Annotated in this window: 20 protein-coding genes and 1 pseudogene; 11 read left to right on the forward strand and 10 right to left on the reverse strand. The window is 64.7% G+C overall.

The window, feature by feature from the left end:
* Window positions 1–328: 328 nt before the first annotated feature.
* Window positions 329–1,396 (forward strand): porin, encoded by a 1,068-nt coding sequence (locus DIE06_RS35445; RefSeq protein ID WP_124665404.1) that lies wholly within the window; start codon window positions 329–331, stop codon window positions 1,394–1,396.
* Window positions 1,397–1,893: 497 nt separating this feature from the next.
* A complete protein-coding gene (gene proP, locus DIE06_RS35450) occupies window positions 1,894–3,363 on the forward strand; it encodes a glycine betaine/L-proline transporter ProP (RefSeq protein ID WP_124665405.1) in 1,470 nt (489 codons plus the stop codon).
* A gap of 65 nt (window positions 3,364–3,428) precedes the next feature.
* Here proP and DIE06_RS35455 read toward each other — a convergent pair whose 3' ends face one another.
* From DIE06_RS35455 to DIE06_RS35480, 6 genes are all read right to left on the reverse strand, one after another.
* Window positions 3,429–4,253, reverse strand: a complete 825-nt coding sequence (locus DIE06_RS35455; protein WP_124665406.1) for an alpha/beta fold hydrolase — start codon at window positions 4,251–4,253, stop codon at window positions 3,429–3,431.
* 213 nt (window positions 4,254–4,466) lie between these two features.
* Window positions 4,467–6,026, reverse strand: a complete 1,560-nt coding sequence (locus DIE06_RS35460; protein WP_124665407.1) for a methyl-accepting chemotaxis protein — start codon at window positions 6,024–6,026, stop codon at window positions 4,467–4,469.
* Between the two features lie 117 nt (window positions 6,027–6,143).
* A complete protein-coding gene (locus DIE06_RS35465) occupies window positions 6,144–7,235 on the reverse strand; it encodes a beta-propeller fold lactonase family protein (protein ID WP_124665408.1) in 1,092 nt (363 codons plus the stop codon).
* Between the two features lie 92 nt (window positions 7,236–7,327).
* A complete protein-coding gene (locus DIE06_RS35470) occupies window positions 7,328–8,680 on the reverse strand; it encodes a TRAP transporter large permease (protein WP_124665409.1) in 1,353 nt (450 codons plus the stop codon).
* 4 nt (window positions 8,681–8,684) lie between these two features.
* Window positions 8,685–9,263 carry a TRAP transporter small permease gene (locus DIE06_RS35475; RefSeq protein WP_124665410.1) on the reverse strand — a complete coding sequence of 193 codons (579 nt, stop codon included), beginning with the start codon at window positions 9,261–9,263 and terminating at the stop codon, window positions 8,685–8,687.
* Window positions 9,260–10,246, reverse strand: coding sequence for a TRAP transporter substrate-binding protein (locus DIE06_RS35480; RefSeq protein WP_124665411.1), 987 nt, complete (start codon window positions 10,244–10,246; stop codon window positions 9,260–9,262). The genes DIE06_RS35475 and DIE06_RS35480 overlap by 4 nt, the downstream gene beginning before the upstream one ends.
* A 421-nt stretch (window positions 10,247–10,667) precedes the next feature.
* Between DIE06_RS35480 and DIE06_RS35485 the strand changes: the two genes are divergently transcribed.
* Window positions 10,668–10,862: a hypothetical protein gene (locus DIE06_RS35485; RefSeq protein ID WP_124665412.1), complete on the forward strand. Its 195-nt coding sequence runs from the start codon at window positions 10,668–10,670 to the stop codon at window positions 10,860–10,862.
* Window positions 10,863–10,896: 34 nt separating this feature from the next.
* Here DIE06_RS35485 and DIE06_RS35490 read toward each other — a convergent pair whose 3' ends face one another.
* The 4 genes from DIE06_RS35490 to DIE06_RS35505 form a co-directional block, all read right to left on the reverse strand.
* Window positions 10,897–12,156: a type II toxin-antitoxin system HipA family toxin gene (locus DIE06_RS35490; protein WP_124665413.1), complete on the reverse strand. Its 1,260-nt coding sequence runs from the start codon at window positions 12,154–12,156 to the stop codon at window positions 10,897–10,899.
* A complete protein-coding gene (locus tag DIE06_RS35495; protein WP_409364537.1) occupies window positions 12,149–12,463 on the reverse strand; it encodes a helix-turn-helix domain-containing protein in 315 nt (104 codons plus the stop codon). The genes DIE06_RS35490 and DIE06_RS35495 overlap by 8 nt, the downstream gene beginning before the upstream one ends.
* A 414-nt stretch (window positions 12,464–12,877) precedes the next feature.
* Window positions 12,878–13,558: a GntR family transcriptional regulator gene (locus DIE06_RS35500; protein WP_057929061.1), complete on the reverse strand. Its 681-nt coding sequence runs from the start codon at window positions 13,556–13,558 to the stop codon at window positions 12,878–12,880.
* 227 nt (window positions 13,559–13,785) lie between these two features.
* A complete protein-coding gene (locus DIE06_RS35505; RefSeq protein WP_124665415.1) occupies window positions 13,786–14,469 on the reverse strand; it encodes a Crp/Fnr family transcriptional regulator in 684 nt (227 codons plus the stop codon).
* 157 nt (window positions 14,470–14,626) lie between these two features.
* Between DIE06_RS35505 and DIE06_RS35510 the strand changes: the two genes are divergently transcribed.
* From DIE06_RS35510 to DIE06_RS35550, 8 genes and pseudogenes are all read left to right on the forward strand, one after another.
* Window positions 14,627–16,147, forward strand: coding sequence for a class I adenylate-forming enzyme family protein (locus DIE06_RS35510; protein ID WP_124665416.1), 1,521 nt, complete (start codon window positions 14,627–14,629; stop codon window positions 16,145–16,147).
* Between the two features lie 690 nt (window positions 16,148–16,837).
* Window positions 16,838–17,164 (forward strand): annotated as a pseudogene (locus tag DIE06_RS35515) (zinc-binding dehydrogenase); the annotation flags it as partial.
* A 538-nt stretch (window positions 17,165–17,702) separates the two neighbouring features.
* On the forward strand, window positions 17,703–20,054 hold the full coding sequence (locus DIE06_RS35525) for a DUF3141 domain-containing protein (RefSeq protein ID WP_124665417.1): 2,352 nt from the start codon (window positions 17,703–17,705) through the stop codon (window positions 20,052–20,054).
* A 17-nt stretch (window positions 20,055–20,071) separates the two neighbouring features.
* The gene (locus DIE06_RS35530) at window positions 20,072–21,025 is read left to right on the forward strand and encodes a phosphate acetyltransferase (RefSeq protein WP_260433879.1); all 954 of its coding nucleotides are present in this window, start codon (window positions 20,072–20,074) and stop codon (window positions 21,023–21,025) included.
* 4 nt (window positions 21,026–21,029) lie between these two features.
* Window positions 21,030–22,208 (forward strand): acetate/propionate family kinase, encoded by a 1,179-nt coding sequence (locus DIE06_RS35535; protein WP_124665419.1) that lies wholly within the window; start codon window positions 21,030–21,032, stop codon window positions 22,206–22,208.
* Between the two features lie 3 nt (window positions 22,209–22,211).
* A complete protein-coding gene (fabI, locus tag DIE06_RS35540) occupies window positions 22,212–23,003 on the forward strand; it encodes an enoyl-ACP reductase FabI (RefSeq protein WP_124665420.1) in 792 nt (263 codons plus the stop codon).
* 28 nt (window positions 23,004–23,031) lie between these two features.
* Window positions 23,032–23,304 carry an RNA-binding protein gene (locus DIE06_RS35545; RefSeq protein ID WP_124665421.1) on the forward strand — a complete coding sequence of 91 codons (273 nt, stop codon included), beginning with the start codon at window positions 23,032–23,034 and terminating at the stop codon, window positions 23,302–23,304.
* Window positions 23,305–23,537: 233 nt separating this feature from the next.
* Window positions 23,538–24,866, forward strand: a complete 1,329-nt coding sequence (locus DIE06_RS35550) for an IS4 family transposase (protein ID WP_124665422.1) — start codon at window positions 23,538–23,540, stop codon at window positions 24,864–24,866.
* The last annotated feature ends 131 nt before the right edge of the window (window positions 24,867–24,997 follow it).

Consider the following 24,997-nt stretch of genomic DNA (forward strand, 5'->3'; position numbering starts at 1 on the left):
CGCCTGTTGCGCTCGCTCGCGAAGGGCGAGGCGATCACGCAGGACACGTCCACGCTCGAGAACCCGGCGATCCTCGATCAGCTTGGCCAGTCGCGCTGAATGACGAGGCCGGCATCGGCCGGCCCCACCCGACATCCTCGACGCACGCGCGTTCCGGCGCCCATCCCGGCCATGAACGCGTCGCACGCGGCCGCCACCCGGCCGCGCACGTGCGTCCCGCCGCGCCTCACCCTGCGTGCGCGGCCTGCGCGACGGACACCGCTACGCGGACGCTCGTCGCATCCCCTGTTCGATGCATGGACGTACAACAACACTGGAGACACCCACAATGAAAAGCAGAGTCGTGATCGGCTGCGCCGCGCTGGCAGGCGCGCTGGCCAGCACCAGCGCGTTCGCGCAAAGCAGCGTGACGCTGTACGGCAACCTCGACGTCGCGTTGCTGTACACGAGCAAGACGCTCGACGCCGCCACCGGCGCGAATGCCGGCCATCAGTTCGCGATGACCGACACCGGCATGACGCCGACGACGTTCGGGATGATCGGCACCGAGGATCTCGGCGGCGGCCTCAAGGCGAAATTCCAGCTCGAAAGCGGCTTTGCCGTCACCAACGGCGCGTTCGCCCATTCGAACGGCAACTTCTTCGGCCGCCAGGCGTGGGTCGGGCTCGACGGCGGGTTCGGCACGGTCAAGGCCGGCGTGCAGTACTCGCCGTTCCTGCTCGCGATCTTCGATTCGGATCCGCGCAGCTTCTCGCACTTCGGCAGCGGGCTGATCAACTACGTCGACAACGTGCTGGTGACGGGCCTGTTCAACCCGAACGCCGTGTCGTACACCAGCCCGACGATCGCCGGCCTCACCGGCAGCGCGATGTTCGCGTTCGGCGGCAAGGCCGGCGACTTCCAGGCCGGCCGCCAGTATTCGGCGAGCCTCAAGTACGAGCATGACGGCTTCATGATCGACGCCGCGTTCTACGACGGCAACGACGGCACCAACCCGACGCCGACGCCGAGCACCGTCGCGTTCGTCGGGCGCACGATCGGCGCCGCGTACCGGTTCGGCCCGGTCACCGCGAAGGCGTCGTTCGCGAGCTACAAGGTCGGCGGATCGTTCAGCAACAACGTGTACGGCGGCGGCCTCGACTACCAGGCGACGCCGGCCGTCGACCTGAACGGCGGCGTCTGGTTCACCAGCGACCGCAACGACACGGCCAATCACTCGCTGCTCGCGGCCGTCGGCACGACCTACAGCCTGTCGAAGGCGACCGCGCTGTACGCGCAGGTCGCAATGGTCAACAACCACGGTGCGATGAACACCGGGCTCGGGATCAACAACGCGCTTTACGCGGTCACCGGCACGACCGTCGGCGCGAACCTCGGGATCCGCCACATGTTCTGATGCACAGGCGGCGATTCCCGTGCCGAATCGCCGCCATCCTGTATTCGCAGTCCGAATTATCCTGCACCGATTTCGGCACGCAAGGGTGCGTCCGGATTCGGCGCGGCGTCCATCGCGTGCGAATCCGTGCGAACCGCATCTCCCGCCTCATGCCCGCACGATCCGCAACGTGTGCATTCATGCTCGCCGCGAGTCCGGTATAGACCGCCATCGGCGCGGCCCGGGCCGCCGGACACGTGCCGGTTCAACGTTCACGTCGGGTTGTCCGCCTGCGCCATCCGTGTCGTTTACGACCGGTTTCCGGGCGCATGACCGATAGTCCGTCCTCCCCGTTTCTCTACACTGCTTCACGCCAGCACACACTTGCCGGGTGTCGCGTGCCGCATCACCGACATCACGGCGACCCAGAGACAACCGCCTTCGCCCCCGACGGTCCCGCGCCCGCCCCGCCGCGCACCCGCTCGGCCGGCCGCGAAGGCACCTTCCAGGAGCGTTCATTGAGTTCATCGCAAGCGCACCCCGCGAAAGCCCGGTCTTCGCGCAAGGCCCTCAAGCTGGACGACATCACGATCGTCGACCCTGCCGTCCTGAAACGTGCGGTCGGGGCAATGGCGTTCGGCAACGCGATGGAATGGTTCGACTTCGGCGTCTACAGCTATATCGCCGTCACGCTCGGCAAGGTGTTCTTTCCGTCCAGCAGCCCGTCCGCGCAGCTGCTCGCGACCTTCGGCACCTTCGCCGCCGCGTTCCTCGTGCGCCCGCTCGGCGGCATGGTGTTCGGCCCGCTCGGCGACCGCATCGGCCGCCAGCGCGTGCTCGCCGCCACCATGATCATGATGGCCATCGGCACCTTCGCGATCGGCCTGATCCCCAGCTATGCGTCCATCGGCATCATGGCGCCCGTTCTGCTGCTGGTCGCCCGCCTCGTGCAGGGCTTCTCGACCGGCGGCGAATACGGCGGCGCCGCCACCTTCATCGCCGAGTTCTCGACCGACAAGCGCCGCGGCTTCATGGGCAGCTTCCTCGAGTTCGGCACGCTGATCGGCTACACGCTCGGCGCGGCCACCGTCGCGATCCTGACGGCGACGCTGTCGCAGGACGCGCTGCTGTCGTGGGGCTGGCGCGTGCCGTTCTTCATCGCTGGCCCGCTCGGCCTCGTCGGCCTGTACGTGCGGCTCAAGCTCGAGGAGACGCCCGCGTTCAAGAAGGAAGCCGAAGCGCGCGAGGCGGACGAACGGTCGCGCCCGAAGCAGTCGTTCGGCACGCTGCTCGTCGAACAGTGGAAGCCGCTGCTCCAGTGCGTCGGCCTCGTGCTGATCTTCAACGTGACCGACTACATGGCGCTGTCGTACCTGCCGAACTACCTGTCGGCGACGCTGCACTTCAACGAAACGCACGGCCTGTTCATGGTGCTGCTCGTGATGGTGCTGATGATGCCGATGACGCTTTACGCGGGGCATCTGTCGGACAGGATCGGCCGCAAGCCGGTGATGATGGTCGGCTGCGTCGGGCTGCTCGTGCTGTCGGTGCCGGCCCTGATGCTGATTCGCGTCGGCGGGACGCTGCCGGTGTTCGGCGGGATGCTGATCTACGGCACGCTGCTGTCGACCTTCACCGGCGTGATGCCGTCCGCGCTGCCCGCGCTGTTCCCCACGCGGATCCGCTACGGCGCGCTCGCGATCGGCTTCAACGTGTCCGTGTCGATGTTCGGCAGCACGACGCCGCTCGTCACCGCGTGGCTCGTCGATCGCACCGGCGATCTGATGATGCCGGCCTACTACCTGATGGGCGCATCGTTCATCGGCATCGTGTCGGTGCTCGCGCTGCGCGAAACCGCACGGCGGCCGTTGCCCGGTTCCGCACCGTGTGTCGCGAGCCGCGCGGAGGCGCAGGACCTGATTCGCCGCGGCGCCGACGCGGGCCGCATGCGCGACCGCAAGTTCACGCCGATCAGCGAACGCGCGTAACACCGACCGTTGCGTCGTCACGCGATGTCGCGCGGCACATGCCGCCGGCATCGCGCACGTGACTGTCAGCCCGCCGCGAGCTGCTGCTCGTCGAACCAGTCGAGCAGCATCCGCGTGACGAACGCGGGGTTCTCCAGGTTCGAGATATGGCCGGCGTCCGGCACCAGCGCGTGGCGGCAGCCGATCACGCTCGCCATCTTCACCATCTCAGCCGGCGGGCGCGCCATATCGCCCGCGCCGCACATCAGCAGCGTGCGTTGCGGATCAAGCTCGGCAAGCGCCGGGAGCGTGTCCGGCCGGCCGAAGATCAGCCGGCCGAGCGGCACGATCGATTCGCGCAGCCGGTCGGGCGGCAGGTTCGCGAGCGCGGCGCGAAATGCGCTCGGCACCGGGTCGGCCAGGTTCACGTCCGGCCGGAAGAACAGCGGCACGATCGCGTCGAGCAGCGGCGGCACGATGGTGCCCGCGGCCGCGATCGCATCGAGCATCCCGAAGTAGCGCAGCCGCGTCGCGTCGGGTTCCGCCTCGAGCGACGCATCCATCAGCACGAGCGAGCGCACGCGCCGCGGTTCGCGCAACGCGAGCCGAGCGCCCCACATCCCGCCGACGCTGAGCCCCACGACCGCGCACTGCTCGATCTCCAGCGCGTCGAGCAACGCGCTCGCGTGCGCGGCGAGATCGTCGAGCGTCTGCGTGCCGTCCGGCAGCGGACCCGACGCGCCATGCCCCCACAGGTCCGGGACGATCACGCGATAGCGGCTCGACAGTGCGTCGATCTGCGGCGCCCACATCGCCGAGTCCCACAGGTAGCTGTGCCCCAGGAGCACCGGAAATCCTGTGCCGTGATCCTGGTAGTGCAGCGTATTGCCATGAATGGTTCGAGTGGGCATCGGGCCTCCGGGTATGACGACGATCGGCAGTCGCCCGCAAGCGGGCGCTGGGTCAGTGCGCGGTACGAACAACGCGCGCCGCGCATCATCGCACAGGTGTGTTACGGCGCGAACGACAAATTGCCGCCTGCTTCGCGACACGGCGCATCGATTCGCCGTGTCGTCGCCCGGATGGCGGCCGATTTCATCGATGGGCCCGGTGTATCGCCCCGTTCACCCCGCCCGCGCAACCCGGAACACCGACATCGCCGCCTGCATCGCGCTCGCCTGCCGCTCGAGCGCGGTCGCGGCGGCACTCGCCTGCTCGACCAGCGCCGCGTTCTGCTGCGTCATCTGGTCCATCTGCGTGACCGCCTGGCCGACCTGGTCGATGCCCGCGCTCTGCTCGACGGTGGCCGTCGTGATCTCGGTCATGATTGTCGCCACGCGCCGCACCGACGACACGATCTCGCCCATCGCCTGTCCCGCCTGCGTCACGAGCGCATTGCCGTCGCGCACGTCGTCGATCGACGCGCCGATCAGTTGCCGGATCTCGCGCGCGGCGCTGGCGCTGCGCTGGGCCAGCGTGCGCACCTCGCCCGCGACGACCGCGAAACCGCGCCCGTGTTCGCCCGCACGCGCCGATTCGACCGCCGCGTTCAGCGCCAGGATATTGGTCTGAAACGCGATGCCGTCGATCATCCCGGTGATTTCCGCGATCTTCTGCGAGCTCGTGTTGATCACGCCCATCATGTCGACCGCGCGGCCGACCAGTTCGCCGCCATGCTGCGCGCGGTCCGCCGCGCTCGCCGCGAGCGTGCTGGCCTGCTGCGCGTTGTCCGCGTTCTGGCGCACCGTCGAGGTCAGCTGCTCCATGCTCGCGGCCGTTTCCTCGAGCGACGCGGACTGCTGCTCGGTGCGGCTCGACAGGTCGAGGTTGCCCGCGGCAATTTCACGCGCGGCCGTGTGGATCGCATCGCTGCTGTCGCGCATGCCGGTGACCGTCGTCGCGAGGCCCGCCTGCATCCGCTTCATCGCGGCGAACAGCTGACCGATTTCATTGCGGCCGGCATCGGGCACCGTCACGGTCAGGTCGTTCGATGCGATCCGGTCGAGCAGCGCGGCCGCGTTCGCGAGCGGCCGCGACACGATCGCGCGCAGCGCGACGTGCGTCGCGGCGATCAACGCCAGCGCGAGCGCAACGCCGATCCCGACCATCGCGATGATCCGCGTGTAGGCGGTGTTGTCGGCATCGATCGTGTCTTCCGCCAGCTGGTTCGCCGTGCGCTGGAATGTCTCGACGTTCGCCGAATACACCTGGCCGGCGCGCGTGATCTCCTTGTCGTTGATCTCCGCATACGCGGCGGTGTCGCCGTTGCGCAGCGCATCGGTCGCGCGGGCGAGCACGCTCGCGAGATGCATCGACGATTCGACCAGCGCCTGCTTCAGGCCGGCGCCGAGGCTGCCGATCGGCGTGCCATCCTTGAACGCCTGCGTTTCCTTCGCGGACAAGTCGAACGTCCGCTGCGCACTTTGCAGCGCCGAATCGCGCTGCGCCGGATCGTTGTGCTCCTTCAGCGCCGAATACGCACGCACGAGCGCCGAGCGGGTACGGGTGCTGTCCTTGTATGCGTCGTTGACGAGCGACGTCTGCGCGGCGATGTCGTGCAGGCGCTTCGCGTTCGTGTTCGCGCTGCCGAGCGCAACGATCCCGACGATGCCGCCGACGACGATCATCGCGGCAAACATGGCCAGCACGGCGAGCAAGCTGGTTCTTACCTTCATATCGCGCATGGTGAATCGACTCTCGAAGTTGTCCCTTGTCGGTTAACGACAGCCGTTTCGCCAACTTGAGCCGATCCACCGGGATTTCACTGCGCGATCGTGCAGCCCGTCGCGCAGCAGGCCGAATCAGTTCGTCCCGTCGTACGTGACGATCTCGACCCAGTTCGCGCCCTTGCCGACCGGATACTTGCCGATCGCGTCGAGGCGCCCGGTGCGTGCGTCGATCCGGTACACGGCAAGCGTCGGCGACAATTGCCCCGCCGCGAGCAGAACCTTGCCCGACGGATCGATCGCGAAGCCGCGTGGCTGCCGCTCGGTCGCGAACGTGCCGACTCGCGCGAGCTTGCCCGACGCCGCATCGACACGGTAGGCGGCCAGCGTGCTCGACGTGCGCTCCGACGCATAGAGGAATTTGCCGTCCGGCGTCAGATGCAGGTCCGCGCCCCATGGCTTGTCGCCATGGAAATCCGCCGGCAGGATCGACACCGCCTGGATCGGCCGCGCATCGGCGCCGCCGTGCGACAGCGCAATGACATGCAGCTTGCCGTCGAGTTCGTCGATCAGGTACGCGAACCGCCCGTTCGACGAGAACACGAAATGGCGCGGACCCGACTTCTCCGGCAGCCGATACGCGGGCCCTCCCGTATCGGTCAGCTTGCCGGTCGACGCATCGAACGGCAACCGCAGCCATGCATCCGCGCCGAGCACCGACGCGAACGCGTAGCGGCCGTCCGGCGACTGGCGAATCGCGTGCGCCATCGGGCCGGTCTTCACCGTCTGCTGCACGTCACCAGCCACGCCGTTCTCGCCGATCCGGTTGACCGCGAGCAGATTGCCGCCATACGACGCGGAGAACAGGTAGCGGCCCGACGCGTCGGTCGACACGTACGCCATGCTGTCCGCGAGCGGCGAGCGGCCCAGTTCGATCAGCCGCCCGTCGAGCGGATTGATCGCGAAGCTGACGACGCGATACGGCGTCGAGCGCAGCGCCGCATAGAGCCGCCGATGATCCGGCGACAGCGTCATCGGCATCACGGTGCCGTCGACCGGCACGGTTTCGATCGCGCGCAGCGCGCCCGTCGCCGTGTCGACCCCGAACACCGAGATGTCGCGACTGTCGCTGTTCGATACGTACGCATAGGTCGCGGCGTGCGCGAGCGACGTGGCCAGCGCGAATGCGGCGGCCGCGACGGCGCGCCATGCTGTTTTCTTGTTCATGCAGGTTCGCTGTGTGTGATGGAAAAACGTCGATGTGATGACGGCGCCGGACAACCTCGGTCGTCCGGCGCCGCAATGGGCAACGCAAACGCTCAGAACACCGCGTGCCCGCTGATCAGGCTCGGCAGCCAGGTGGAGAAGAACGGCATGTACGTGACGATGTTGATCGCACTGAAGATCGCGAGGTAATACGGCCACGCCATCTTCGTCGTCTCGCCGATCGACACGTTGCCGATCGCGCAGCCGACGAACTGCACGGAGCCGATCGGCGGGTGCACGAGGCCGAGCGAGCAGTTCAGCAGCAGCATGATCCCGAACTGCACCGGCCCGACGCCGCATGCCATCGCGATCGGCAGGAACAGCGGCGTCGTGATCAGGATGTGCGCGGCCATGTCGACGAACGTGCCGAGGAACACCTGGATGATGTTGATGTACAGCAGCATCAGCCACGGCGCGGCGGTCGACTGCTTCAGCAGCCCTTCGATCGCATCCGGAATCTCCAGGTACGACATCTGGAAGCGCAGCATGTTGGACACCGCGATCAGCAGCAGCACGACGCCCGTCGTGCGCGCCGCATGCGACAGTGCTCGGCGCAGCTTCTCGGCCGTCAGCGTCCGGTAGACGACCGCGGTCAGCACGAGCGAGTACACGACGGCGATCGCGGCGGCTTCGGTCGCGGTCGCGATTCCCTTCGCGACGCATACGAGGATGATCGCGATCACCATCAGGCCCGGCACCGCGCCGACGAAGCTGCGCAGCACCGCATACCAGCCCGGGAACGCCGGCAGCGCGGACGAACCGTCTTCACGGCGCGGATAGCCGTGACGCACGGCCTGCCAGTACGCGGCGGCAAGCACGAAGCCCATCACCCACAGCACCGGCAGGAGGCCGGAGAACAGCAGGTCGCCGATCGACACGCCGCTCACCTGTTGGCCGTGCAGCATCCCGGTGATCCCCTGCGCGGCGAACGCGTAGATGATCATGTTGGTCGACGTCGGCATCAGCGCGCCGGCGAGCGACGCATGGGTCGTCACGTTGACCGCGTAAGCCGCGCTGTAGCCTTCGCGCTTCATCAGCGGAATCACCACGCCGCCCATCGCCGACGTATCGGCCGTCGGCGAACCCGACACGCCGCCGAACAGCGTGCACGCGACGACGTTGGCCATCCCGAGGCCGCCGCGGAAGTGGCCGACGGTCGCCTGCGCGAAGCGCAGGATCCGGTCCGCGATGCCGCCATGCAGCATCAGCTCGCCGGAGAAGATGAAGAACGGCACCGCGAGGAACGAGAACGCGTTCATCCCCGAGATCATCGCCTGCATCGCGGTCGCGATCGGCAGCCCTTCGACCAGGTAGGTCAGCACGCACGAAATGCCGAGCGCGAACGACACGGGCACGCCGAGAACGAGAAAAATCAGAAAACTGACGGACAGGATCGCGAGTTCCATGGCGTTATTGACCCGACGAAGAACGACGAAGCGCGAGCAGGTGCTCGAGCGAGAAGAGGATGATGGCGATCGCCGCGGGAATCGTGATCAGGTAGCGCACGCCTTCGGGCAGCCCGATGATCGGAATGCGGTCGCCCATCGTCTCGGCGGCCATGCTGCCGCAGCCGATCATGACCGCGATCGCGAACGCGATCAGGCTCAGGTGCTGGATCGCGATCACCGCGGTGCGCGGGCCCGGCGACAGGCGCCGCACGAGCGAATCGAGGCCGATGTGGCCGCCGTCGCGCACCTTCATCGCCGCGCCGAACATCGCGATCACGATCACCAGCAGCAGCGCGATCGGCTCGACGAAATCCGGCGCGTTCTCGAACACGTAGCGCATCACGACCGCGTAGAACACCAGCACCGTGAGCGCCGCGAGGCACAGCGACGCGACCACGGCCAGCGCGCGGAACAGCAGGTCGTTCACGCGGCGCAGCAGCGGTGCCGCCGCATGCGGCCGGCACGGCGCCGCACCGTCCGCGGCGGCCGCGTCCGAAGAACCCACGGCCGCCGCGCCGTTCAGCGAAGTGCGACGGGTCACTTGGTTGCCTCGATCTCGTCGACGATCTGCTTCATCTGCGGCGTCTTCTCATACTTCGCCCACAGCGGCTGCATCGCCTTCACGAATGCCGCGCGGTCGATTTGCGCAGCCGGCAGGATCTTCGCGCCGCCCTTCGTCACCGTCTGCTGCGCCGATGCCTCGCGCGCGGTCCACAGCTTCTGGTAGTACGGCACCGAATCGGCCGCGGCCTTCCTGATCGCGGCCTGTTCCGGCGGCGACAGCGTGTCCCAGATCTTCTTCGAGAACACCAGCACTTCCGGCGTCATCGCGTGCTGCGTCTCCGAGTAGTCGGGCGCCACCTCGAAGTGCTTGGTTTCCTCGTACGACGGCAGGTTGTTTTCGGCCGCGTCGACGAGGCCCGTCTTCAGGCCCGTGTAGACCTCGGCGAACGGCATCGGCGTCGGCGTGCCGCCCATCGCCTTGATCTCGTCGACCATCAGGTCCGACGGTTGCACGCGCACCTTCAGCCCCTTCATGTCGGCCGGCGTGCGCACCGGGCGCTTCGCGTAGATCGAGCGCGCGCCGCTCTCGTAGAACGTCAGCGCGATCATCCCCTTCGCCGCGAACGCGTCGAGGATCTTCTGGCCGGCCGGGCCGTACATTGCCTTGCGGAAATGGTCGACGTCGCGGAACAGGAACGGAAACGACGGGATCAGCGATTCCGGCACGATCTCGTTGAACGACGCGCCGTTCACCCGCGCCATGTCGATCGCGCCGATCCGCACCTGGTCGACCGTGTCCTTCTCGGAGCCGAGCGCGCTGTTGCCGAACACCTTGATCGAGTCCTTGCCGCCCGTCAGCTTCGACAGCTCGTCGCCCATGGATTTGACCGCCATGTTGGTCGGGAAGCTGTCGCCGTGCACGTCCGCCGAGCGGAACACGCGGGCCTGCGCGGACACCGCGAAGCCGGCCATCAGCGCGACGGCCAGTGCGGTACGGGAGCGGGTGAATCGGTGCTTCATCGTCAGTCTCCTTGCGGGTTGCTCGTTGTTTGGCGTCGATCCGGGTCGCACCCGCGTGCGTCGGTGCGGGCTTTTCGCCGAATCGCAGTCATACGTTGTATGACGTGTCGGAGCGAATGTACGTCGGTTAATCGTTTAACTCACTTGGTGCATACCCCTATAAGCGCTTTTGTTGCGGGTTGACGGCGAGATAAAGGGAAAAGGCTTCTCTGCTTGACGAGTGGTCCGCGAAACGTTTTCCTGGAAAGGGCTCGAATTTTGAATCGACCCGGTGTTATGTCGTTTTCCTGATGCCGAACGCCACCTTTCGTTTTTGGTCCTCTTGTTATAGGATGACTGATCACAATGCAATCACGTCGCCGCAGCGGGCACGCGTGATGCGCGCCTGCCGCGACATCGGAAACGCGACAGGAGTTGTGCGATGCAGACGAGCAGAACGTCAGCGGGACAAAGTCAGGACATGCCGTTGAACCCGGGCGACGAAGGGCCGCCCGATGCGCCGGGCGTCGGCGAGGATCTGTGCGGCGTGTGCCGCGGCACAGGCATGGTGGAAGGACAGCAGTGCGTGGTGTGTGGCGGCACCGGCAAGGTGCTGCAGGGAATCGGTGGCGGGTAGTCCGGGTGAATTCGAGAATTGGGGCCGTGCGGCTTTAGCGTAGCAGAGCGATGTTCTCATCGATTCGGCCTTGAATCGCGTGCAACGTCGATTCGGTGATCCCATGCGGATACAGCTTCCTGGCCAGCGCCGCAAACTGGCTGGCCACGTTGCAAAAGCGGTCGATGATGCCGCCGGCCGCCGCCGCCTGAATTTCCGCTTCCTCTGCGAGGCGGAGCATCCCCTCTCTGCGGATTCGCAGGGCCTCCCCCATGACGTCCATCTGGTGGTACCCACCCGGCCCCTCGCAAAATGTTACGTCGTAGGCCGGTGCCAGCTTCCACTCACCGGATCGCAACATGATGCAGGCGAAGTTCTTGGGGTGATCGTCCCGGTTGTTGAACGCGACATTGAAGACGGCTCGCTCAAACGCCAGCCCCTTCTGCCGGACATCATTCGTGCATATGTGGGTCGCGCGCAGGAAGTTCACATAGTCCAGGGAACCCGGGTTTCTGTAATCGGCACCGGTAAATGCGGCAAGACTTTGCATGGGCACGCGCAGGCCGTCCTGTCGGTCAAACCGTTTGGACGCGAATGCCGCCATCTGCTTGGGTAAATCGAAATACAACGTGTCAGGGGTCTCGATACCGCACATGCGCAAGCATTCGGCATAGACCATCTCGATCGCGCACACCTCAGGGTGTTCTTGTTTCGCCGGGAATTTGACGAGCCAGGCTTCAAGGCCGGGCGCCGCGACCGTGGTAAAGGTTCCGCTGCGCGGATCACGATAGACCAGTGCTTTTGGTCGGGCACCTTGCGGAGAGCCGCCTATCTGCAGTAACTGCTGCAGGAACGCTCCACCTTCTCCATCGAGCACTTCCTGCACCTCCGCCGCAAGCTGATCGAGGGGAATGTGAATCCGCGCCTCCTGAGCCTCCGGTGCCACGGGCTCGAACGACATGGCCCCCATCGCATTGCTGCCAATGTAAGCCAGCCGCTCCAGCGGCCCGATGCGCGCCACGTTCAAGCCTCGGCGTTTGAACAGACGATCCATCAGCAACATGCCCCAGCCGTCGGGCAGCGCGTCGTAGACCGGCCCGGGCAGTCCCAGCTGATGCGACGGGAAGTCTCTCCGCAGCTTGGGCCCGTTCAACGGGAGCGCATGGGAAGAAAGCTCCAGCCCTCTCTTCCTCGCCTCGTCGCTATACTCGAACACAACCAGCGGGCGCCCCGTGATGGCTGTCGTGGAAACCATCGATCCCCACCGCCAATGTTCTCCCCAGCCATCGTAGTAGACGTCTACTCGCTCAATCATGTCTGGTTGCCTTCCTCGAACGCTGACGTTTAGCGGTTTCTTCGTACCGGAGAATGTCGTCGAGACTGTCCAGCTTCGGCAAGAACAGCCCTTCGAGCTCCTTGCTGCGGCCAAGAACCATGGCCACACGGACCACACTATCGAGACTCACATTGCGTCCCGCTTCCAGGTTGGACACGGTATTGGCTGCGACGCCGGCGCGTGCTGCCACATCAGCCTGTGTCATCCGCAATGCCAGCCGCTCCGTGCGAAGTCGCCCGCACAGCAGTGTGACGACTTCACCAGGCTTACTGAAGCTTAAATCCAACATAGTGGGTCTTCCTGCCAGATAGGCCTCATAACTCACAATATTATAGAATTATACGTTGCCCGCCTCAAAGTTGAATAATTCCCGATTGTTGTGATTTAACCTGCGAATACAGCCTACCGCCCACAGCAAGACGGAATTACCCTTCGAATCGAATCGCTCCCCAAAATCGGGAGCACTCAGTCATCGAAGGCTCGATCCGTCATAACGATCCGGTGGGCCCGCTGTCGCCGGACATCGACCGTCATTCGATCCAATCAAACAGGAATCCTGACAATCACGTGGCACGCACAGCTCGGTTCGACGAATCAGGCAAGACAATCGACCAGAGAACCCAACGGACACGAGCCATCCGACCGGAAACGTGCCGCGCGAAACGCTGAAGTATCCGCCCGATCGCGTGCGTGAACGCCCTCAACGACCCAGACGCCGATCCCGCAGAAACGCATTCAACTCACCGCCCGCATGCTCGATGTGACGCTTGAGCAGCGATGCCGCGGTGCGCGCATCGCCCTTGCGGCACAACGCGACCAGCTCGGCATGTTCGGATTCGGCCACGTCGCGCGCGGCCTCGGACAGCGACAGCTGCACGCGCGTGTAGCGGTCGGTTTGCTGCAGCAGCGACGCGACGATCGCCGCCGTCTTCGGCTGGTCGGCGCGCGACAGCAGCACATGATGCAGCTCGGTGTTCAGTTCGCCCCAGCGTCCGGACTGGCTCGCGTGCAGCACGGCGCTGTATTCCTCGAGGATCGCATCGAGCCGTGCGAAATCCTCGGCGGTCAGCTTCGGAATCGACTTTTTCAGCAGCACGGGTTCCAGCAGCGCGCGCAATTCGAACAGTTCGGTGATGTCCTCCGGAGACAGCTCCGACACGATCGCCCCCTTGTGGGGCAGGATCTTGACGAGCCCTTCGCTCTCCAGCTGCACGAGCGCTTCGCGCAGCGGGATGCGGCTGATGCCGAGCTCGGTCGCCAGCGCATCCTGGCGAAGCTGGTAGCCGTCGACATACTCCCCTGTCAGGATACGGCGGCGCAGTTCATTCGCTGCGGCTTCGGCGCGCGTGGCGTAGACAAGAGCGGGGCGTTTCTCGTTCATGTTGCGGTTCGGACGGGGGATGGCGGGCAGGCAGGCGCCGGTGCGGCGGCGGATATTGCATATTTTCTACAATATTAGCAGAGCGGCCTTGCGGTCGAGGGTCGGCGGTCGCATATCGGCGCGACGCCGCGCGCTTCTCTGAAGCCAACAAAAAGTCCCGGCGGATGTCGCTTGCCGCCCCGAAGCGGCCGCGGAAACGCGGCACAATCTGCGGCGCAAGCCTGCGCTCAGGGCGTGCGTGTCGCGAAACGGCGCAATCCGGCCAGGTCGGTCACCGTGACGCGGCCATAGCTGACGTTCAGCAGGCCGAGCGTTTCCATCCGGCGAACGGCGAGATTGACCTTCTGGCGCGTGACGCCGCAGAGATAGCCGATTTCTTCCTGCGTGAGCTGGATCTCGACGTTGCCCAGCGGATACAGGCGCGCATTGAACATCGCGAGCAGGCAGTTGGCGACCCGCAATGCCGGTTCGGTGAGCCGATCGCTCTGCAGCGTCGCCATGAACTGTCCGAGCCGCTCGTTGACGTGTTCGAGCAGGAAGCGCGTGAACGCGATGTCTTCGTCGAGCAACCGGAAGAACGACGCGGACGGCAGACAGGCAATCCGGGACGGACGCAGCGCAATGGCGTCGTAGTGCCAGGGCTCAGACTTCAGGACCGTCCCCTCCCCGAACCACGCGCCCGGCGGCAGGCCGGCAAACGTCATCAGCCGCCCGTCGCTCGACGTGTTGCACACCTTGATCAGGCCGTCCACCACGCCGAACCAGCAGCGGCTCGCGTCGCCGCGCCGACAGACGTAACCGCCGGCCTCCACGATCATCAGGCGTACGTCGTTGCGAATCCCGTCCTGCAGGCGTTGCGGCAGTGCCGGGAACCACGGCGTGGTCAGGAGCAGTTCGTCGGACGTCTTCATGGTCGCGCGGATGAGTGCGGGCTCGTTCGCGAGATTGTTCCATACGAGACAGACTTCCCGCCAGCTTGCCGATTAAAGTGACTTCCGGCCGCCGTCCATACGAGCAGCCGGAACCGCACGGCGCGGGCGCCGTCGCGAAACCTATCGGAGAACGGGAATGGAGACTTCAATCGGTGCGCTGATCGCCGGCGCCGCCGCGCGCTTTGGCGAAAAAACGGCGCTGGTGACGGATGACCGGCACTTCACTTTCGTCGATCTCGATCGCTTGTCCTCCGGTGTCGCGACGCGCCTGCAGCGCCGCGGCTACGGCCCGGGCACCACCATCTCCCTCCTTGCGCCGAACTCCGCGGAATGGATCGTGGCCTACTATGGAATCCTCAAGGCGGGTTGCACGGTCAATCCGCTCAACCCGATGCTGACGGGGCCGGAGGCCGCGTTCATCGTGCGGGATTGCGCAGCGGCAGTGGTCTTCGGGCTGCGCGACAAGTTGCTGGCCCTTCGGGCAGCGCTTGGGGAGGAAACCGGACCCGTCCTGGTGTCGTTCGATGGCGACGGCGAAGCGGTCGAGACGTTCGCGGAGTGGACCGCAACGCCGGCCGAGCCGATTTCCGGCGTCGATCCGGACCGGCTCGACGAGGTCGGCACGATCGCCTACACGTCCGGCACGACCGGCAAGCCGAAAGGCGCGATGCTGACCCATCGCGCCATCCTGCTGAACGTGGCGATGACGGCAACGCTGCATCGGCGTACCGATGCCGACACCGTCGTCAGCGCGCTGCCGCTATCGCACGTCTACGGCAACGTCGTGATGCAATGCGCCATCGCCTACGGCATGACCCTGATCCTCCACACGACATTCGAGTCGGAAGCCATCCTGCGCAGCATCGAGTCGTATCGCGCAACCCTTTTCGAGGGCGTGCCGACCATGTACCTGTACCTCCTCGATTATCCTGGGTTCGACACGTACGATCTCTCCAGCCTGACGCGCTGCACCGTCGGCGGCCAGACCATGCCGGTCGCGAAGATGCGCGAGGTGGAGGCGCGCTTCGGCGCCCCGCTGCTGGAGCTTTGGGGGATGACCGAGCTGGGCGGGCTGGGGACCACGCACGCGCTGCTCGGGGAGCGGCGCCTCGGTTCCATCGGCGTCCCGCTGCCGCCGATGCAGGCCCGCATCGTCGCGCCGGACGACCCGACAAAAGCGCTGCCGCACGGCGAAACCGGACAATTGGCGCTGCGGGGGCCGTTGACGATGAAAGGCTACCTGAACCGCGCGGACGCAACCGCGGAAGCCATCGACGCCGACGGGTTCCTGCTCACCGGCGACCTGGGCTACATGGACGCCGACGGCTATCTCTACGTGGTCGATCGCCTTAAGGACATGATCATCACCGGCGGTTTCAATATCTACCCCGCCGAGCTGGAAAGCGCGCTGTGCGAGCATCCCGCCGTGGCAATGGCGGCCGTGGTCGGCGTCGCGGATCCGCTGAAGGGAGAACTGGCGAAAGCCTTCGTCGTCGTCGCGCACGGCAAGACGGTGACCGAGCAGGAACTGCTGGATTTTTGCCGGACGCGCCTTGCCGCCTACAAGATTCCGCGGCTCGTTTCGTTCGTCGCCGACCTGCCGAAGACCGGCTCGGGAAAGATCCTGCGACGAGCACTGCGCGACCACGTCGCATGACGCCGCGCGGCCCGGAAAACATCCGATCACGTCGTCGGCTGATCACCGTCCGAACGGGGTGGGGAATTTTTCTTCGACGTTCTGGCGATTTGCAGATGCCGTGTTCTTGACTGCTGGCATGCGTGCTTCCGGGGATCACTCGCGGAAAGTTGGGGCGTCGGGAAAGGGACCTGCAACTGCCACAACGCGTCGCCTCCCCGAACATCCGCAATGGCCGAATTGCGCGCGTAACTCGTCCGTCAGATTCCGGAGTAATGCAGCCGTTCCAGCGGCTGGTTTCCGCGCTCGCTGAACGGCAGGTCATGGCCGAGTCCTGCCCGATGTGAGGGGCAGCGCCCGACCCACATGAGCCGCCCGGGAAAATCAGACGACCGTCCGCTCGCCGGCCAGCATGAGACGATCGCGGGCGACACCACGACTTACCGCAGGACGGCCCTCCGAACATCCGCGCGTGGTCGCTAATCGCTCTTGACGGATGCGATGGAGCGCCTGCGGACACTCAGCATCCCGTAGGTGTAGGTGCCGGCTCATCAGATGCGCATCCTTGCGGTGCCGGACTTGTGCGCTTCGATGCACCCCATTGATCTACGTCAAGTCGCTTTGCTGTATGCCGCGAATACTGGCAGCAATGCCAACGCCACGCGAGAACCTCATGGCTCAGCCGATGAAGGCGGCCGTCGTGCATGCCTTGGCGTGCACGGCGTGCTCGTCACCGCGGTCTCTCGCAGCGCATTCACGCAGGCTCTCGGCATGGTGCGCAGCGGCGGCACGGTTGCGCTTAACGGCCTGTCGCCGGGCGATTTTCCACTGCTTATCTTCTCGACGGTACTGAACGGCATCACTGTTCGCGGCTCGATCGTGGGAACGCGGCGCGATCTGCAAGAGTCGCTGGACTTCGCCGCGGAGGGCAAGGTCCGCGCCCATATCCAACGCGAGCGGCTCGACAACATCAACGCAGTCCTGACCGACCTGCGGAACGGAAATGTCAGCGGCAGAATGGTATTGACGTTCGATTGACCTGCTAACAGTCCGCCTTGCGATGCCCCGCGATTCCGCGGGGCATCGCATCATTCCTCGCGGTTATTTTGTCAGCCGGTGGGATCTGGTCATCGTTGATGAGACCCACAAGCTGTCGGCAACCTGGTATGGGAGAAAGTCAACGAGACCCGCCGGTTCAAGCCGGGGAAGCGCTGGGCGAAATCTCGCGGCACGTCTTGTTGATGGCGGCAACACCTCACGACGGCAAACAAGAGGATTTTCGACTGCTCTTGTCGTTTCTTGACTCCGACTGACTTTCGCGACGCCCCCCGATAGTTTTCCCCAAGCAATTTTCCCACGCTGCGGCGTAACGACGCTCCACCGCTGAACTCCACCGTCCTGTCATCGACCGGGGTTACAATGACACACATGTCATAACTGACGCATTTGTCAGATGACGTATTGTTCGTGCTTGATGCTGCCCGTAATCCAGTCGGCATCCAAGCCTCTCTGCAACCAGGCAAAGGAATGAGCAGTTGTGCCAGGTTAAGTCGCTTCGCTTGAGGAGATTCATGAGATGGACCAGGTTACGCAGCTGAGACGCAATCACGAGATCGCAGTGAAGATCCTGCACCTGTTGCAGAATCGCCTGGAAGAGGCCCGGCAACGGTTCGGGCAGAGGACGAGCGACGCAATCAAGGGGGGCGATAGCAGGTCCGCGCTCACCCTTCCCAACCTGGCGCAGTTCACGCCATGGGGTGCCTGGCACTATACGGCCGATTTCGCGCAGCGCTCTGTCCTGTTCTGGGATGCCTTGCGTCAACGCGGCAACGAGTTCATCGAGCGCAACAAGGCCGGGATCAAGCCGGCGTTGCATTTCGACTATGACGTAGTGCTCGACGCGCGGCACTTTGAGCGGCCCGTCAACTACGCTCTGCTGTCGATACGGCCGCCGGAGGGTGTCGTGGTCGAGGTGAAGAAGCGCCCGTATCTGATCATCGATCCGCGCGCCGGGCACGGTCCCGGCATCGGGGGCTTCAAGGACGATTCGCAGGTCGGCGTTGCCCTGCGCGCGGGTCATCCCGTCTATTTCGTCGTGTTCTTCCAGGAGCCAGAGCCCGGCCAGACCTTGCTCGACGTGTGCGCGGCCGAGCAGCAGTTCGTACGGAAGGTGCGCGAACTGCATTCAGACAGCCCCAAGCCCGCGATCGTCGGAAATTGCCAGGGCGGCTGGGCCGCGATGATGCTTGCCAGTTCGTCGCCGGAAGACACCGGTCCCATCCTGGTCAACGGCGCGCCCATGTCTTACTGGAGCGGGGCGTGGGGCGAGAGTGAGGCGCCCAATCCAATGCGTTATGCCGGAGGCATTCTGGGCGGCACGTGGCTCTCGTCCCTGTCGGCCGATCTTGGCAACGGCAAGTTCGACGGCGCGCATCTCGTGAACAACTTCGAGTATCTGAACCCCGCCAACACGTTCTGGGACAAGTACTACAACGTGTTCGCCAACATCGATACGGAACCGGCGCGCTTTATCGAGTTCGAGCGGTGGTGGGGCAGCTACTACCTGATGAACCGGGAAGAGATCGAGTGGATCACCCGTAACCTCTTTATCGGCAACAAGCTTTGGTCCGGCGAAGTGTCCGGTCCGTCGGGCCAGTCCTTCGATCTGCGCGCCATCCGCTCGCCCATCATCCTTTTCGCATCGATGGGTGACAACATCACGCCGCCGCAACAGGCGTTCAACTGGGTCGCTGACACATACAGCAGCACCGAGGACATCAAGGCGCGCGGCCAGGTCATCGTCGCCCTGATGCACGAGGACGTCGGCCATCTCGGCATCTTCGTTTCCGGCAAGGTGGCGAAGAAGGAATACACGCAGATCTTCAACGTGCTGGAGACAATCGAGACGCTTGCGCCCGGCCTCTACGGCATGTCGATCAAGGAGGGGAAGGGCGCAGACGGCAAAACCGAATACGAGGTCTCGCTCACCGAACACCGGCTGGAAGAAGCCGTCGAGCATTTCAACGAGTTGCGGCGCGAGGACGAAAAGCCGTTCAAGGCCGTGGCGGCGGTGTCGGAGTTCAACCAGCGGGCCTACGAGCTGTTCGTTCAACCCTTTGTGCAGCATGCGTCGAACGAGACGACCGCGCGGTTGCTGCGCGACTTTCATCCGTTGCGTCTCCAGCGCTGGGCACTCTCGGACCTGAATCCGTGGCTGGCCGCGCTGCGTCCGATGGCCGATGCTGTTAGAGCCAGCCGGCAGCCCGCGAGCGACCTCGAACCCTGGCGCAAGGTGGAGCAGCGCGGCTCAGAACTGATCAGCGCCTCGCTCGACTACTTCCGGGCGGCAAGAGACGCCGGCATCGAAGCACTGTTCTTCTCCATCTACGCGAATCTCTTCGCAATGCACGACCCAGACCGCCTCGGAGAGCAGAGGGCCGGCACGTCCGCCGCCGTCGATCCTCGCAGCCTGCCGTTCGTCCAGGCGGCGCTCGCCTCGCTGAGGCAGGGCGGCTACAACGAGGCACTCGCGCGCACCGCGTTCCTCCTCGCGCCGAAGGGCGAGCCGCTGCCGCTATCGCGCATCGAGACAGTCAAGCAACTGGTCGATGAATATGCCGACTACCTGCCGCATTTGCCTCCTGCCGACTGGCGGCGCATTCGCGGGGAGCAGGAACTCATCGCGACTTTTGAGCCGCAACAGGCTATCCAGACGTTGCCCGATCTGCTCGCCAGCCCGGAAGACCGAAACCGGCTCCTGACCTTGCTCGACAAGCTGCTGGCCGACCGGCGGGTGCTGCGCATCCCGCCGACACCCGCGCAGGAAGAGGCGCTGCGCGCCATCCGGTCAGTGCTCGGCGCGACAATCGCGCTCGAGTCGCAGCCCCAAAAGGCCCGCGCACCGCGCGTTCGGGCCACGGCATCGTGAGTGCCGCCAACCCGTCAGTGAGGGAACCCGACATGGAATCCAGACACGCCAAGTACCACGAGCTCATTGCGCAATGCCGTAACCTTGCGCCCATGCCTCTGGCCGTCGTTCACCCCTGCGACAGGAGTTCCTTGCAGGGGGCGGTCGAGGCCGCGCAGCAAGGGCTGATCGCGCCCACGCTTGTCGGTCCGCGCGAGCGCATCGTCTCGGTCGCTTCGGAATGCGGTCTTCCGATCGCCGATTACCCGATCGTCGACACACCGTTCAGCGAAGCTTCGGCGGCCGCGGCCGTCCAGCTCGTGCGCGAAGGCAAGGCCGAAGCGCTCATGAAGGGCAGCCTTCACACCGACGAACTGATGGCCGAGGTGGTCCGCCGCGATTCGGGGCTCCGCACAGGCCGGCGCATCAGCCACTGCTTCGTGATGGATGTACCGGGACATGCGGATCCGCTGATCGTGACCGACGCGGCGATCAACATCGCTCCGACGCTTGAGGAAAAAGTCGACATCCTGCAGAACGCGATCGATCTTGCCCACGCCTTGCGGTTTCCGGAAGTGCGGGTGGCGATTCTCTCGGCTATGGAGACAGTGAACCCGAAAGTGCCGTCCACGATCGAGGCTGCCGCTCTATGCAAGATGATTGACCGCGGGCAGGTAACCGGGGCACTCGTCGACGGTCCGCTAGCGCTCGACAATGCCATCGACGTCGAGGCGGCACGCATCAAGCACATCGAGTCGCCGGTGGCCGGATGTGCCAATGTGCTCATGGTGCCCGACCTCGAAGCGGGCAACATGCTGGCCAAAAGCCTGTCTTTCCTCGCGGGCGCGGACGCGGCCGGTATCGTGCTGGGCGCGCGCGTGCCCATCATCCTGACGAGCCGGGCCGATTCGCTCATTACCCGCCTCGCCTCGTGCGCGGTGGCCGCGCTCGTTGCCCTCGCGCGGTGCGAGGCGGCGAAGATCGAGGGATGATGCCATGGCAGACGTGATTCTCGTCCTCAACGCCGGCTCGTCGAGTATCAAGTTCTCGGCGTTCGAAGAGCAGAGCAGTGCGCTGGAGCTGATCGTGCATGGCCAGGTCGATGGACTCTATACATCGCACGCAAGATTCGAAGCATTGGACAGTCACGGCGAGCACCACGCGAAGGAGTGGACCGCCGGTACGGAGCTGGACCATCGGCACGGGCTCGAACACATCGGTGTGTTCCTGGAGGAGCACCGCGAAGGACACACGCTGGTGGCCGTCGGCCATCGTGTGGTACACGGCGGGCAGCGCTTCAGCCGGCCGGTTCGCTTGACCCCTGCGGTGGTCGACGAACTGGACAAGCTGACGCCGCTGGCACCACTGCATCAGCCGCATAACCTGAAGTCGATACGCCTTTTCGACCAGATGCAGCCAGACGTGCCGCAGGTGGCGTGCTTCGATACGGCGTTCCACCGCACGCAGCCCGACGTGGCCCAGGCGTTCGCGCTCCCGGCGGCGGTCACGGATCTCGGCGTGCGGCGCTACGGCTTTCACGGGTTGTCGTACGAGTACATCGCCAGCGTGTTGCCCCACGTCGCCCCCGGGGCGGCCTCGGGGCGCACTGTGGTTGCGCACCTTGGCAACGGCGCGAGCATGTGCGCCCTCGTGGCGGGCGCGAGCGTGGCCAGCACGATGGGCTTTACTGCCCTTGATGGCCTCCCGATGGGCACCCGCTGCGGCAATCTCGACCCCGGCGTGGTGCTGTACCTGATGGAAGAGCGTGGCATGGATGCGCGTGCTCTGGAGGATCTCCTGTATCACCGGTCCGGATTGCTCGGCGTATCGGGCGTCTCCGCGGACATGCGCACGCTGCTCGAAAGCGATGATCCTCGGGCCCGCTTCGCGATCGATCTTTTCGTCTATCGCATCTCGCGTGAACTGGGCTCGCTTGCCGCCGCCATGGATGGCATCGACGCGCTCGTTTTTACCGGCGGTATAGGTGAGCATGCGGCGGCGGTCCGCGAGGCTGTCGTGCGGCGAGCGAAGTGGCTCGGTGTCGAACTGGACGTCGCTGCCAATCTTAAGGGCGGACCGATCGTGACCACCGCTTCAAGCGGCATACCGGTGTGGGTCATTCCGACCAACGAAGAACTGATGATTGCGCGCCATACGCGCGCTATCGTGGAGTGAGCGATGTCAACGGAAAACAGCGGACAGGCAGGCCCCCTGCTCAAAGGCATGAAGGCGCTCGTCACGGGCATAGCCAACGAACACTCGATTGCATACGGGTGCGCGAAGGCGTTTCGCGAACTCGGCGCTGACCTTGCGATTACGTATGCCACGGAAAAGACGAAAGCCTGGGTCGAGCCAATCGCGCAGGAATTGGATGCTGACATGCTCCTGTCGCTCGACGTCGCCGATGCGAACCAGCTCAACGCGGTGTTTGCCGAAATAGGTCAGCGTTGGGGCCGCCTCGACATCGTGCTGCACTCGATTGCGTGGGCACCGAAGGACGATCTTCAGGGCGGCCTCGTGCACTGCTCGAGCGAGGGTTTCGCGCAAGCAATGAACATTTCGTGCCATTCCTTCGTGCGTATGGCCGCGCTTGCCGCGCCCCTCATGGATAAAGGCGGCACGCTGCTCACCATGAGCTATCACGGCGCGAGCAAGGTCGTGCCGAACTATAGCGTCATGGGACCGGTGAAGGCCGCCCTCGAAGCGTGCGCGCGTTACCTCGCCCACGAACTAGGTCCGCAGGGTATCCGCGTTCACGCCATCTCACCGGGTCCGCTCATGACGCGCGCCGCTTCCGGACTCAAGGACTTTGGTCTGCTGCTCAACGAAGCAGCCCACCGTGCGCCGCTCGGCGAACTCGTCGACATCATGGACGTCGGATACACCTGCGCTTTCCTCTCCACGCCGTACGCACGGAGAGTGTCCGGGGAAACGCTGTATGTCGATGGCGGCGTCAACATCATGGCGTGACACGGCACAGGAGAAGGACATCGTGACTATGCTATTGCTGCAAACCGTCGAAGACACTGTTTCCGACGAAGACATCCAGGGGTTTTTGAGCCGCTATGGCTTCCCGCCGTTTGTTTCCATCGAGCGCATGGCAGGTGCCGGAATCCGGCCTGCTGTGCTGCTTGCGTTCCATGATCTGCAGCCGGAAGCGCTGCGCATGCTTCAGGCCAGAATTCACCACGTGTTCTGGAACGGTCACGGGATCGAAGCGATCATTGTGCAGCATGCGTGGCTTTCCGACTATAGGGGTGCCCTTTCATGAGCAGTCCTTTGTCAAGTGGTTCTGGCGAATTTTGGTAATTGATCGATGTGCGAATCCTTCCGCCATAATGAACGGGCGGTTGCGGTTGCTGCAACTCACGATGATCTGAAGCCGGCTCTTGCGCTCGCGAGACCTGACGTCTCCACCACTGAGGTCGGCCGGAACGCGTGGACGCCGACGGTGTTCAGAACGGTATTTTCGTTTTGGGTGTTGTAAACGGTGACTGCGTCGCTATGCTTGATGACGCCCTCCAATTCCTCGCTGAAGAACAGGAAACGCCCGACTGGGCTCGCCTGGGCGAGCACTTGCCCTACGAGTGGATTGAGCAGGCGGTGGCTTACACGGGACGGGCAAGCATCCGGCAACGCCGCTTGCCCGCTGAGCAGGTGGTTTGGCTGGTTATTGCGCTGGCGTTGTATCGGCATCAATCGATCAGCGAGGTCGTCGACGATCTCGACCTTGCGCTGCCGGATCTGCAGGCGCCGTTCGTCAGCAAGAGCGCTGTCGCCCAGGCCCGGCAGCGCCTGGGCGCGCAGCCACTGAAGGCGCTGTTCGAGTTGTCGGCCCAAGCGTGGGCTGAGCAGGACCGTCAACAATACCTGTTCAAGGGGTTGAGCCTGTTTGCGATGGATGGCACGACGCTGAGGACGGCGGATACCCCCGAGCATCGGGCTCATTTCGGCGCCCAGGTTTATGCCAGCAACACCATCGCCAGTTATCCGCAGGTCCGCGGCGTGACGCTGACTGCCGTGCCCACGCACCTGATTCGCCGCGCGACGTTCGGTCCGTACGGCACGAACGAAATGCTGTACGCCAAAGATCTGCTCGACGCCATCCCCGATGATTCGCTGACGGTGTTCGACAAGGGGTTTTTATCTGCAGAAGTCCTGTGTGGCTTGACCGGCGCGGGTTCGAACCGTCGCTTCCTCATCCCGGCCACGGCCAACACCAAATGGGAAGTGATCGAGGGGACACCTGACGATGCCGTGGTGAGCATGCGCGTGTCGCCGCAGGCACGCAAGAAATGCCCGGACCTGCCTGAGGTGTGGCAGGCGCGAGCCATCAGCGTTGTCGACCCAAGTGCCCGCAAGCGCGTCCTGCTAACGTCGCTGTTCGAGCGCAAACGCTACACGAGCGCCGACATCGCGGCGTGCTACGCACGCCGCTGGCAAATTGAAACCAGCTATCGAGAACTCAAGCAGACGATGATGGGCATGGCGCTGACCCTGCGCAGCCGCAGCGTCGAGGGTGTGTATCAGAAAATCTGGGGCGCGCTGATCGCCTACAACCTCGTGCGACTGGAGATTGCCAAGGCTGCGCTTGCGGTGAAGTGCGAGCCGACCGAGATCAGCTTTGTGCGCGCCTTCCATGTCATCCAGTACGAATTGCACTGGGCCGCTGTCACCCGGGCGCAGGGCAAACTCCCGGCCCTGTTGCAACGACTGCGGCAACGTCTGGTCGCGCTCCTCAAAGAAGAACGGCCCGGTCGAAAATTCGAGCGGGCCGTGAAGGCTGTACCGAAACGTTATGCCATCCGCGTCCTCAAAAAGGACCTTAACTGAACGGCATTAACCCTCGCGGGTGGCTTCCACGCGAGCGATCAGGCTTCGATCACCGAACCTGTCCGCATTTTTGTGGGTGAGGCGGTTGAACAACGCGTTATCCGCGCGCCTGCATAAATCGCTCTCCGAAC

This window comes from Burkholderia sp. Bp8998, from assembly GCF_003854235.1.
Taxonomy (GTDB): domain Bacteria; phylum Pseudomonadota; class Gammaproteobacteria; order Burkholderiales; family Burkholderiaceae; genus Burkholderia.